Source organism: Enterococcus mundtii (assembly GCF_013394305.1).
GTDB classification, from domain to species: domain Bacteria; phylum Bacillota; class Bacilli; order Lactobacillales; family Enterococcaceae; genus Enterococcus_B; species Enterococcus_B pernyi.
Genome location: NZ_AP019810.1, coordinates 2,060,093 through 2,072,524, shown reverse-complemented (window position 1 = coordinate 2,072,524; position 12,432 = coordinate 2,060,093). Strand labels below are relative to the sequence as shown.

Here is a 12,432-nt window from a genome sequence, read left to right as displayed (position 1 = left end):
AAATTCCTTTCTTTTTACTATCAAAACTCTTTCATTATTGTCATATGTCCCATAAAAAAAAAGAATCTGGAGGTGTAAGCCACTCCAAATTCCTTTTTATTGATTCAAACCGATATTCGTTGGAGAAAGCATTCCACTGACGAATGCTTTCCTCATTCAGCTATTTTTCTTTGTTATTACCTGTATTGATCACTGGTTGTGTGCCTTTATCAGTAATGATCGATACAAGTAGATTGTTGATCAACTGGATCTTTCGATCATCGGTAAAGGTGATATCCTGACCTGCTTCGATTTGTTCCAGAGCCATTTGTGTCATCGTCACTGCGCCTTCAACAATGGTTTGACGGGCAGATAAAATGGCTTTGGCTTGTTGCCGTTGTAACATCGCGCTGGCAATTTCTGTTGCATAAGCCAAGTGATTCAATCTCGTCTCTAAAACTTCGACCCCCGCCACCGATAAACGTTCTTGTAATTCCTTTGCCAATTCATCTGAAATCGCAGTGGTATTTCCACGTAAAGTAAGATCATCCTCGTTGAATGTATCATATGGATATTGACTGGCGATATGACGAATGGCGGTTTCACTTTGGATTTCAACAAATTGATGATAGTTTGCTACATCAAAAAGCGCCTTAGCTGTATCTACTACTTTAAAAACGACGACAGCGGAAATCTCGATTGGATTTCCATCTAAGTCATTGACCTTCAACAGCGAACTATTGAAGTTTCGAACTTTTAACGACAAGTTGATTTTTTGTGCAAAAGGAATCGTTAAGAAAAAACCGCTCTCACGAATCGTTCCGATGTATTGCCCAAAAAAGACGATTGCCTTTGCTTGGTTGGGGCTGACTACTGTCAGTCCGCTGATTGCTAAGAAAACGAGCAACCACAAGAAAATCCCAACAATTGAAAATCCAACTAAAAATCGAGCAACCCCTATGAAAAATAATAAGATTCCTACGACAAACATTAGAAGAATAATAAATAGCCCTATATAGCCATTGATAGTGAAAGCCTTTTTTTCTTTCATTTACTCACTCCTAATTTTCTTGGTTCTATTCTGTTTTTTTACGAATCCTTGCCATGGCTCCTTCTAGTTCCAATTCTTTGTCTTCCGTGATATACCAACCGTTTTCGTGTACGCCACCTGATGCTTCTGGCAAATATTCTAATCGTGTACGGACCCACTGTTTTGTTTCAGTAAAATAGTCTTCTACTAAGATCTCTAGGTCCATACCGGCGGATAATTCAAGATTCTCACGAACCGACTTGAAGACAAATCGCTCACTTGTTTGATCGTATTTTAAAATACCCGTATCGATGATTGGCAGTGAATAATAATCTAATTCTTTTTTCACTTTCAGTAGATGTTTGAACATTTCGTTGTACACTTGTTCAAGTTGTCGACCTTCGGAATTATTTGGATATTGGATCGTTACCCTTTCTTTGTCTGTATCATAATACTTGGTACTCAGTTCTGTTAAAAAATGATGCAATTTCCCTAATTCACTTTTCAATTCTTCCCGCTTGATTTCCTCTGTTTTCATTCAATATTCACCCTATTTTCCCCATATATGTACGTTTTTCCCTTTCCTTATTCTACTATATTATTGAATGATAGGCGATGATATTTCATGTAAAATAAATAAAAAAGCGTATAATTCCTTATTCCATAAAGAATTATACGCTTCTTCAACTATTTATTCGTTATTTAGAAAAAGACAGTCTTGACTGTTCAACGATTAATCATACTCGCCGTAATCTTCATCATCCATCGGAGGCTCGTCATAATCTTCATTCGTCAAGTTCACTTGACTATTATGAGCAGTTACTTTGAGATCTTTGTTTCCTTGATTGTACGTCTTGGTTGTCAAAGATTCATAATTTTTGTTGATATAAGAATCCCCTTCTAATGTCACAGCTAATCCTTGCTCTTGGTTGTTATAAAAATCAATACTACTATTATGAAGTGTGACTTCGCCTTTGATTGATTTTTCGTTATCGTTAAAAATGATACTGCCATCACTTGTAGCTAATTTGACTTTATCTATCGAAAACTCCTGTAAATCTAGTGAGCCCATTTGATTTTCAACAGTAAGAAGTTCCCCACTTACTTCATTGATCGACGTCCAAGTATTTGCTAAATTCAAGTTGATTTTCTTACTACTGAATTCATCTAAAAACAATTCATTGTTTTTCCCTTCAATCACTAATTCTTTTAAGAAAATGGTTTTAGGGATCGTGATCTTCAACATCGAACGTGTGTCTGTCATATTGATCATCACTGCCGGTGTTTGACCATCAGCTGAAATATCCAATGTGTGATCTTCCAGATTGATTTTTGGTTTTTGCGTTTTGTCATGAGACGTTTCAACCTCAAAGTTCACGCCTCGTTGGATCATGATATTTTGGTGATCTGCTCGTACAACGATTTTTTCAATTTTTTCAGACGAAAAATCTTTTGTTTCACGAGTCATTTCTATTATTCTTGGACCACCTTCCCAAGTCAGACTCGTTTGGGCACCAGAGGCATAACTTAATCCTGCCGTCAAGCCACCGATGATCATCAGTCCTAAACCTATCCCCAAGATATATTTTAATTTCATTTTTTACACCCCACTATTCGTCGTATGGATCGCTCGTTTCGTAATAAACCGGCGTCCTACCCACTTGACAAAGTTCATCATCATTTGGAATAACCATTTAGTTCCTTTTAACAGTAATGGTGCAAAGAAGACAGCACCTCCTGTGGCAAGTAACCCTAGTCCTACAAAGAACAGCCCACTAGCAATCGATTGTTGCAAGACAGCAACACCTGAAATGATCGAAAATAAACCTGCTCCTAAAATACTGATACATACGACATAGATTCCAATGATCACGCCAATTAAGCCAAGCAGAATACCAAAAATCGCTAGAATAAACGCTAATGCTAAAGGAATCAATAAAGGTGATGCACACAACCCAATGACGATCATCCAAATCAAACGGATTTTCCGTTTAGGACTTTGGCTGTATTCTGATTCATCGTCGTCTTGTTCCGAGTAATAATTGATTTTCAGTTTCAGGGCAAATTGCTTTGGCGAGCCATATTCATCCACGACTTCTTCTACTGTTTTGCCAGAATCCAAGAAGTATTCTTCATAATACTGAATAATATCAAAGCGATCATCTTCAGGTATTTCTTGAAGTTCGTCCAACACATCATCTAAATATTCATTCATTCGTATTCTCCTCCAGTAATCGGTTTAAGGAATCTCGAAACACGATCCATTTATCAATGATTTCTTCTAAATGTTGACGTCCTTTCGGAGTTAAGCGGTAATATCGGCGATTTCTACCTTCGAATGGTTCGTCGTATGTTTCTAAGTATTCTTCTTTTTTTAATCTGCGTAAAACAGGATACATCGTTGATTCACTGACAGATAAACTTTCTTGGACGATCTTCGTTAATGCGTAACCGTACATGTCTTCTCTGCTTAAAGCTGCTAAAACCGTACCATCGAGTAAAACTGTTGGGACTTGGATATGCATTACTTCACCTTCTTTATAGTTTGCAATATTTTATATTTACCAATATTATATCACGTATAATATTGTTTGCAAGTAAAATTCACAATCATACCCACTAATTACTTCAATATTCGCGAAAACAACGCTAAGTATCATAAAAATTCTGCTTACAAAAAAGGAACAAAGACCGTAATGATTTCTGGTCTTTGTTCCTTTTGAATACTTTCTTATTATCCTCTTACCTACAACAAAGTAAACACGATAAAACTTAATACAAAACCTAGAAAAACGGCAAGAGAGAAACGGATCACTTCTTTTTTATTCCTACTCAACCACGTTTCATTCATCTTTTGTTCCACTCCATTCTAAAATAGTCAGTTGCTAATTTGGATAAACAGAGGTGACATGATTGTATTGCTGTGCATGTTTATTGGCAGCAGAAACAGCTGTACTAGCAAATAGATGCCACTCACTATTATACCCGCATGTATGGCATTTCCAATAATAACCGATACCACGATCGGTTTGTTTTTCATCCTCTGCACTTGAACTTGCCACAAGTGTACTTAAGACCGAATCCTGTTGCAATAATACTGTGGGAGTACCATGAGAATGAGTTGTTTCCTCTGCAATGGCTATGGGATTGGCTCCGCTCAGTCCAACACTTAACGTCAAAAGTCCGAGCAATAAAACTACTTGTTTTTTCATTTTCTATCATTCCTCCAATAACGGTTATTAGAAAAATATACGAATACTCTCTTATGTACGACATGACTTCGTACACTTTTCCATCTTTATATTACTTGAAAAATACACCTTAGAACGATTAAATCAGAAGTGGCGTTTTTTTCTTTGTTTTTGTTGGTTTATTGCTCCTATAGATCATTAACTGTTCATTTCCCTGGATCTTATTCCACCGGATAAGTTAGCGACGTGTTTTCTTTGTCTAATTGAATGATGACAGTCGTACCTACTTTTGAGATACTGTTATAACTGATTTTTCCATGATGCAACTCAACGATTTTTTTGACTAGTGATAAGCCCAGCCCGTTCCCAGAAAATTGACGGCTGGATTCCCCTTGATAAAATTTCTCAAAGAGTCGTGCTTGTGTTTCTTGATCCATTCCCACGCCAGAATCTGTCACTTCAACGATTACTTGAGTGGCATTTTGTGTTAGGCGAATCTTGATTTTCCCTTGTGGTTGATTGTACTTGATGGCATTGTCCATGAGATTCAGCCAGACTTGATATAGAAATTCTTCATTACCGACAAAGTTGACACTTTCCAGATCGATCTCCAGTTGAAGGTGTTCTTGCTCCCATTTAGGTTGTAAAAAAACAATCACTTCACGAATCTGTTCATCTAAACGAAAAGGGCGCTTTTCTAATTTGATTCGCTGATTTTCTAATTTATTCAATTTCAGTGTGTTCTCTGTCAATTGCGAAAGCTGAGTGATGCTCTCAATGATCCGTTGCAAGAAAACCTGCTTTTCTTCTTCTGAAATGTTAGGCGCCTGCAATAACTGGACGTATCCTTGGATCGTGGCAAGAGGCGTCTTAAATTCATGAGAAACATTGGAAACAAAGTCATTTCGTAACGTTTCGATACTACTCAATTCTTGGACCATCACGTTGAAATCTTTATATAGTTGCTGCACCTCTTCGACTTTTTGTTGCTCATCCATCCGAATCGAAAAATCGCCAGTTGCTACTTTGCTCATATTGGTTCGTAAATCACTGATCGGCAGCAAGATCCGCCGACCGACAAAGATCGAGATCCCTGTGCCCACCATCATACTAAATCCTGCAAAAACGACTAAAGGAAACCATGTCGCTTGTTGCTCTGAAGCAGGGACTGTTTTGTGTGACAGCAAGAAAATAAAACCTAAGAAACACAACAAAGTAACTAAAATGGAAATAAACACAATGCAAGCAAAATAAATCCATAATTGTGAAAAGATTTTTTTACGCATCAAATCACCGCCTTATAGCCTAAGCCACGAACTGTTATGATCTGAAAATCATCATTTTCAATAAAACGCGTGCGTAATCGTTTGATATGCACATCAATCGTCCGTTCTTCCGTATTGGTATCCAACCCCCATATATCATCCATTAATTGTTGTCGTGTAAAAATCTTATTTGGATAAGAAAGTAGTTTGTACAATAATTGAAATTCTTTTTGTGGAAGTAAGATGGCTTGATCCTGCTTGATCACTTCATATGTTTCTTGGTTCAAGCTAGTTTGTCCAATGTTCAATTGATGGCTATGATTGATTTTCGCTCGCCGTAACAAGGCCTCTACCCGCAACACCATTTCATTGACATCTACTGGTTTCGTCATATAGTCATCCGTTCCCAGTTGAAACCCCTTCTTTTTATCTTCAAAATCTGCTTTCGCTGTGATGATCAACACAGGTGTTTCTACGCGACTGCTTCGTAAAGTTTCCAACAGTTCATACCCATCCATCACAGGCATCATAATATCTGTGATGATCACATCCACTTGAGTACTCTCTAATTGCTTCAAAGCTTCGGTCCCATTTGCGACTGCGAAAACCAAAAAACCAGCGCGTTCTAAAACGGATTGATAAAGTTGTTGCAAACGCTCATCATCTTCTACTAGTAATATTCGATTCATCATTTCTCCTCATGTAATTATTTGAAAAATTTCAGTTTTTTTTCTGATTGTTCATATTCAGTTAACATTCATTCATTATACTACGTTCGTTGTTCTGTTATACTTATTAGTATAACGAATATTTCAAACGGAAAGAAGGGTGACAATGTTACAATTAAAAGAGATAAAGAAATATTATAAAGTTGGTGAAACAACGACAAAAGCATTAGACGGCGTATCCGTCGCTTTTAGAAAAAAAGAATTTGTAGCCATTTTAGGCCCAAGTGGATCTGGTAAAACAACCATGTTGAACGTGATCGGCGGCTTGGATAATTATGACTCTGGCGATATGGTCATCAACGGGAAGTCCACAAAAGATTTTAAAGACAGCGATTGGGATGCTTATCGTAATAATTCCATCGGTTTTGTTTTCCAAAGTTATAACTTGATCGGGCATTTAGGAATCATTGAAAATGTTGAACTTGGCATGACATTAAGTGGTGTCTCTAAAGATGAAAAACGGAAAAAAGCGGAGGAATCATTGCGTCGTGTTGGATTGACCGACCACATGCACAAAAAACCCAATCAATTATCTGGTGGACAAATGCAACGTGTCGCAATTGCACGTGCTTTAGCCAATGACCCTGACATCCTTTTATGTGATGAGCCAACCGGTGCTTTAGACACAGAAACAAGTGTCCAAATCATGAAGTTGATTGAAGAACTATCCAATGAGAAACTAGTGATCATGGTCACACATAACCCTGAGTTGGCACATGAATATGCCGATCGGATCATTGAGTTCTCAGATGGAAAAATCGTTTCTGATTCTAATCCACATATCGAACGTCCAAAAGATGATCAATTTAATCTACGTCGGACAAAGATGAGCTTTTGGACCGCATTAAAATTATCTTTCAATAATATTCGCACAAAAAAAGGCCGGACATTTTTGACTTCCTTTGCTTCAAGTATCGGGATTATTGGGATTGCGATCGTATTAGCCCTATCTACAGGATTCCAAAAACAAATTGATCAAACACAGTCAGAAACGATGGCTCGTTTTCCAATTACGATTTCCAAAGTCACCACTAGTCCTCCTTCTGAATCGGATGGCTTGAGTTCCAACACAGCCGAATATCCAGATACAAAAACTGTTACCGCAAAAATCAGCGATGAAGACCGTGCACAACATACGAATAATATTGACCAAGAATATGTTGATTATGTAACGAGTATCGATCCTGATTTAAGTAATAATATTGGTTTTACCCGCACGACTGGTATCAATTTATTAAGAGATGTTGACGGCAAAGTACAGCCTGTTAGCTTTTCGAATCAAAACCCAGATACTGAATCACTGTCCTTCTCAAGTGCGATGTCTTCCATGACTGGCGTAGGTGTTTCTAGTTTCCCAACACAACTAGACGACCAAAAAGACAATTTCTTAGAATCAAATTACTCATTACTTTCTGGTAGTTATCCGACCTCTGCAAATGATGTCGTATTGATCGTGGATGGTAATAACAATACCAACATCAATGCGTTGAAAAATTTAGGCTTTGATGTGAAAGACGGCGAAACGCTTGATTTTGACAAGATCGTCGGAACAACTTTCAAATTAGTGAACAATGATACGTACTATACAAAATTACCGACAGGAAACTTCATTCCTAATACGGATTACCAAGCGATGTACGAAGATGCCTCCAGAGAGGTTAAGATTTCTGGTATTCTACGGGTCAAATCTTCTTCTACGATGAATCTGTTATCTCCGGGTATTGCTTACAGCGACCAATTGACAACAGAAATCGTCAATGAAAACAAAAATTCTGAAATCGTTCAAGCGCAAAAAGACAGCGATATGAACGTATTGACGACCGAAAAAGTAGATGACTCAGCAAAACAAACGCTGATCAGCTATTTAGGTGGAGACAGCTTACCTTCAAGCATCATGATCTATCCAAATAATTTTGGCGATAAAGAAGAGATTCTAAACTATTTAGATGAATTCAACAAAGGAAAATCAGATGAAGATAAAATCATCTATTCTGATTTAGCTGGAACAATGACCGAATTGACTGGTGGATTGATGGATGCCATCACGTATGTCCTGATTGCTTTTGCTGGTATTTCACTTGTAACAAGTATGATCATGATCAGCATCATCACTTATACTTCTGTGATCGAACGGACGAAGGAAATCGGTGTCTTGAAAGCATTAGGTGCGCGTAAGAAAGATATCACGCGGGTATTCGATGCAGAGACTTGTATCTTAGGGATTTCTTCTGGTTTATTAGGGGTCTTGATTGCTTGGCTAGCGACTTTCCCAATCAATAGTCTCTTGTACAATATGACTGATTTAGAAAATGTTGCTCAACTAAATCCTGTACACGCCTTGATTTTGATTGTTGTATCAACGATCTTAACGATGTTAGGCGGACACATCCCAGCTCGTATGGCAGCGAAGAAAGATGCAGCGATTGCTTTAAGAGCAGAATAGTAAAATATAATAGAAAAAAACACAGTTGGTTTTGATATCACTTGTCAAAACCAATTGTGTTTTTGCTTTATTCTTTTGTTCGTACTATGTAGCTCGCGGTTTCTAAAAATGGCCTATATATCTACATATCAAATGAAATAAGTTGATTCTTCCTAAGATAAATTGATTCTCAACCACCCGATCTCTAAATAGGGAAAGAAAAATTTTTAAGAAATCTTTGTGCAATATCAAAAAAAGCTTCTTCCTCTAATGTATCAATGTATTTAACATTTCTTTTAGCTTTTTCGGTATAGTCAAGAGAGAATACTTGAAGCGTATTTACTTTGCTTCTCTTTACTTCATCTAGCTTGAACTTATCGCTTTGAATAGGCACAAGAAATGGTCTATTTTTATCACTTGTAGTAATTGGGCATACGATAATTAAATTCGTTGCTAAATTGTACGCATCCTTACTCATAATTAAAGCCGGTCGTCTCTTCTTAACTTCATAACCTTTTGACGGTTCAAAGTAAAAAAGAACGATATCTCGTTGACGTGGCTTATAGCTCATCTAGTTCTCCTCCATGTGGCATATAATCAACCCCTAATTCTGGTAAATAAAATTCGCCTTCTTTAGCAGATTCAAAAAAAATCTTCAACTTTTGGAATTAAAGCAACCGTGCCATTTTCTTTTTTTATAATATTAAATTCTTCACCTTCTTTTATGCCTAACTTTGCAGGAAGTGTAATCACAAGGGAATTCCCTTGTTTTCTTGTTTTTGTTGAAATCATAAGTCATTCCTCCTTTCTTTTACGAACTTTCTATCCTCTACTCTCTAAATACGTAAAAATCTAATTTTTCTTCATTCCTACTTACATAAAAAAATAGTGGATAAAGTATGTTGTCGAATACTTCATCCACTATTTTTATCATATTATTAAACTATTTACTTCTTCACTTCTGCGATTAATTTTGCCAATGCTTGTTTTTGATAAGCTGTCGCTAAGTCTTTTGATACTTGTTGTTGTTCTTCTTGAGACATCGCTGGATTTTGGGCAATGGCTTTCATCAAGCCTTCTTTGACAAATTTTTGTGCATCGGCTTCCATCGTGCTTTTTTGTTCTTCGACACGTTTTGCCAACTCAGAAGCTTGGTCAGTACTTAATTCGATCCAATCATTCGGAAGTTTGAACGTATTGACCCGGCGTTCATATTCATGGTTATTATCCGCTAAGTTGAACCAGAATTTGTATTGGTCATTTTTATAAACCCAATAAGTTGTTTCACTGACTTTTTCTGCTTTGCCATCCGTTTGTTGAACCTTATTTGTTTCATTTTTTGTGCCAGTAGCTTTTGGTTCTTTTTGCTTGTCATCTGTTCGATATAAGTAGACTTTTTCTGTCCCATCTCCTAGTGACTGATAAAGCAACATATTTACATCTGACTGATCCGCACTGGAAACGAGCGGAGTCGTTTTTGTTTCTGTCACTTCTTCCATCCCAAAATGATTCGTGATATTTTCTACGATCAGTCCTAACGAGAGAACAAACAGTAAGCCAAAGACGAGTGAAAGAAGTGTTTGCCACATTTTTTTGGCAAACACATTCGTCAAAGCAAAAGCAATGACACTGGCAATCAATACGAAAATAATCATGCGTTATCCCCCACTTCCACCACTACTGGTTCTTTTCTTTTTAAGAAGAAAGCAATCGCAAAGCCGATCAAGCCGAATATGATTGCGACAAAGAAGGCTGCATGGTAACCAGATAAAGTCGCGTTGATTGCTTGATCTTTATAGGCTAAAGGTGTACTTTTCAACACAGCATCCGTTGGTAGATTGTCTTTCGTAACATTTGTCAACACACTGATCAAAATCGCAGTTCCGATTGAACTTGCAATTTGGCGGAAGGTATTGTTCACTGCTGTTCCGTGGCTGATCAAGTTGTTAGGTAAAGCATTCATTCCTGATGTTGTCACCGGCATCATGACCATCGAGATCCCAAACATTCGGATCGCATAAAGAATGACGATATACAAAACAGGTGTCGTTTCAGTCAAGAAGGCAAAAGGTGCTGTAGCTGCTGTTAGGATGAACATCCCAACAATCGCAAGACGTTTTGCCCCGTGTTTATCAAAAATCGCACCAGTGATCGGCATCATGGCACCCATGATCAATGCACCAGGAAGCAACATCAAGCCAGAGTGGAATGCCGATTCTCCACGAATATTTTGAATATACAATGGCACAACCATTTCCGCACCGACCATCGCCATATTCGTTACGCCAGCTAAAATCGCTGCAATCGTAAAGGTTGGTGATTTAAAAACGCGCAACTCTAAGAATGGATGTTCTAAATGTAATTGACGCCAAGCAAATGCGGCGATGAAAATCACACCAACGATCAAGAAGCTGATTACTTTCGTACTTCCCCAACCGGCGTCTCCTACGCTTGAAAATCCGTATAGCAAACTACCAAATCCAATTGTTGAAAGAATGGCAGAGAAAATATCGATACTTGGATTGGATAAAGGAATCACACTCTTCATCAAAAAGAACGCAAGTACTAAAACAAGAACGACGATGGGAATAACCATTCCAAATAAATCGCGCCAATGATAGTTATCAATGATATAACCAGATAGTGTTGGGCCTAATGCTGGGGCTAATCCGATAACGATCCCAGACATTCCCATAGCAGAACCTCTTTTTTCTGGTGGGAAGATCGATAGCATGATATTTTGCAATAATGGCATAGATACCCCTACACCACACGCTTGGATCAAACGTCCAATCAGTAGCGTACTAAAGTTAGGAGCAGTAAAACAGGTAATCGTTCCAATCAAAAAAATCGTCATAGCTGACAGATATAATTTTCTAGAACTAAATTTATTGATCAACCAAGCAGTAATCGGAATCATGATCCCGTTCACTAGTAAAAAGCCTGTTGTCAACCATTGCACATCAGAAGCTGAAATATCAAAAGCTTTCATCAATGCTGGAAAAGCAGTTGTCAATAAGGTCTGATTCAAGACCGTACAAAATGTCCCAATCAATAACACGACAACTAATAGTGTACGATTATATGGTTTTCCGTAAATATCTACGGGTTGATTCTTACTCATATTTCTCCTTCTTTCTGAATGTTTTCTGAAACCACTAAGATACTTTATTCCTATTTTTAACTTTTGTCAACCTACTTGACATGATAGTCAACAAAAGTATAATTAAGGGAACGACCAACAAAGGAGTGTGACGAATGGTGGGAGCTTCACTTAAACAATTATTGGAAAATGACCATTTATTAGTAGGCATTAGTGAATTGAGTGAGATCGTCGGAGTTTCACCACGACAATTGAGATACTGGGAACAAAAAGGCTTTATCCAATCCGTTACTGCTGACGCGAATTGTTCAAGAAAATACCGATTACCGACAGTGGTCAAAGTTGAGATCATCAAGAAATTTTTAGATGAAGGGTACACGTTGACCAAAGCCGCTGAAAAAGCTCAGGAACGTTTAAACAAAATGCACCATGTCCGAAAAGTTTTCTCAAAGTCCATCAAAGACATCCAATTGATTGATGAACGTTATACACTCCTTTTAATTGGCGACTTCAATGATCTGGAACAGCTATGTATTATTCATGACGAAGAAACGGATGAACTATCTTATAAGATCCTTCCAGCAGATGAAACGATCGATCCTAAAAAAGTACTGGAAAAATAAGAAAAGATCGCAGTTTTTTTTTACTCCATTAGAACTTGTAGCCGACTTGCTACAGTTAAATAAAAAAGCCACCACGAGGTCTAGACAGAAG

13 protein-coding genes and 1 pseudogene are annotated in these 12,432 nt (G+C 37.6%); 2 read left to right on the top strand and 12 right to left on the bottom strand.

Features of this window, described 5'->3' with window-relative positions; genetic code table 11:
- Positions 1-160 precede the first annotated feature (160 nt).
- The 8 genes from HZ311_RS09960 to HZ311_RS09925 form a co-directional block, all read right to left on the bottom strand.
- Positions 161-1,030: an SPFH domain-containing protein gene (locus HZ311_RS09960; protein ID WP_023519071.1), complete on the bottom strand. Its 870-nt coding sequence runs from the start codon at positions 1,028-1,030 to the stop codon at positions 161-163.
- A 25-nt stretch (positions 1,031-1,055) separates the two neighbouring features.
- Positions 1,056-1,547 carry a DUF5348 domain-containing protein gene (locus HZ311_RS09955; RefSeq protein ID WP_010736368.1) on the bottom strand — a complete coding sequence of 164 codons (492 nt, stop codon included), beginning with the start codon at positions 1,545-1,547 and terminating at the stop codon, positions 1,056-1,058.
- A gap of 195 nt (positions 1,548-1,742) precedes the next feature.
- Positions 1,743-2,606 carry a DUF4097 family beta strand repeat-containing protein gene (locus HZ311_RS09950; protein WP_023519070.1) on the bottom strand — a complete coding sequence of 288 codons (864 nt, stop codon included), beginning with the start codon at positions 2,604-2,606 and terminating at the stop codon, positions 1,743-1,745.
- A 3-nt stretch (positions 2,607-2,609) separates the two neighbouring features.
- Complete coding sequence (locus HZ311_RS09945) at positions 2,610-3,224, bottom strand: DUF1700 domain-containing protein (protein ID WP_010736370.1); 615 nt, start codon at positions 3,222-3,224, stop codon at positions 2,610-2,612.
- Positions 3,217-3,534: a PadR family transcriptional regulator gene (locus HZ311_RS09940; protein WP_010736371.1), complete on the bottom strand. Its 318-nt coding sequence runs from the start codon at positions 3,532-3,534 to the stop codon at positions 3,217-3,219. Before HZ311_RS09940 ends, HZ311_RS09945 begins: the two co-directional genes overlap by 8 nt.
- 360 nt (positions 3,535-3,894) lie before the next feature.
- Positions 3,895-4,221, bottom strand: coding sequence for a hypothetical protein (locus HZ311_RS09935; RefSeq protein WP_023519069.1), 327 nt, complete (start codon positions 4,219-4,221; stop codon positions 3,895-3,897).
- A gap of 200 nt (positions 4,222-4,421) precedes the next feature.
- On the bottom strand, positions 4,422-5,486 hold the full coding sequence (locus HZ311_RS09930; RefSeq protein WP_010736373.1) for a HAMP domain-containing sensor histidine kinase: 1,065 nt from the start codon (positions 5,484-5,486) through the stop codon (positions 4,422-4,424).
- Positions 5,486-6,154 carry a response regulator transcription factor gene (locus tag HZ311_RS09925; RefSeq protein WP_010736374.1) on the bottom strand — a complete coding sequence of 223 codons (669 nt, stop codon included), beginning with the start codon at positions 6,152-6,154 and terminating at the stop codon, positions 5,486-5,488. The genes HZ311_RS09930 and HZ311_RS09925 overlap by 1 nt, the downstream gene beginning before the upstream one ends.
- Positions 6,155-6,299: 145 nt before the next feature.
- Here HZ311_RS09925 and HZ311_RS09920 point away from each other — a divergent pair, with 145 nt between their 5' ends.
- Positions 6,300-8,636: an ABC transporter ATP-binding protein/permease gene (locus tag HZ311_RS09920; protein ID WP_023519067.1), complete on the top strand. Its 2,337-nt coding sequence runs from the start codon at positions 6,300-6,302 to the stop codon at positions 8,634-8,636.
- A 184-nt stretch (positions 8,637-8,820) separates the two neighbouring features.
- On the opposite strand, the gene HZ311_RS09915 is transcribed toward HZ311_RS09920, so the two are convergent.
- From HZ311_RS09915 to HZ311_RS09900, 4 genes and pseudogenes are all read right to left on the bottom strand, one after another.
- On the bottom strand, positions 8,821-9,186 hold the full coding sequence (locus HZ311_RS09915; RefSeq protein WP_010736376.1) for a type II toxin-antitoxin system PemK/MazF family toxin: 366 nt from the start codon (positions 9,184-9,186) through the stop codon (positions 8,821-8,823).
- Positions 9,176-9,407 (bottom strand): annotated as a pseudogene (gene mazE / locus HZ311_RS09910) (type II toxin-antitoxin system PemI/MazE family antitoxin). The gene HZ311_RS09915 and the pseudogene mazE overlap by 11 nt, the downstream one beginning before the upstream one ends.
- A 155-nt stretch (positions 9,408-9,562) precedes the next feature.
- On the bottom strand, positions 9,563-10,270 hold the full coding sequence (locus tag HZ311_RS09905; RefSeq protein WP_023519066.1) for a DUF4811 domain-containing protein: 708 nt from the start codon (positions 10,268-10,270) through the stop codon (positions 9,563-9,565).
- Complete coding sequence (locus HZ311_RS09900) at positions 10,267-11,739, bottom strand: MDR family MFS transporter (protein ID WP_019723916.1); 1,473 nt, start codon at positions 11,737-11,739, stop codon at positions 10,267-10,269. The genes HZ311_RS09905 and HZ311_RS09900 overlap by 4 nt, the downstream gene beginning before the upstream one ends.
- A 134-nt stretch (positions 11,740-11,873) precedes the next feature.
- On the opposite strand from HZ311_RS09900, the gene HZ311_RS09895 reads away from it, so the two are divergent.
- Positions 11,874-12,341 carry a MerR family transcriptional regulator gene (locus tag HZ311_RS09895; protein ID WP_010736380.1) on the top strand — a complete coding sequence of 156 codons (468 nt, stop codon included), beginning with the start codon at positions 11,874-11,876 and terminating at the stop codon, positions 12,339-12,341.
- Positions 12,342-12,432: the final 91 nt, after the last annotated feature.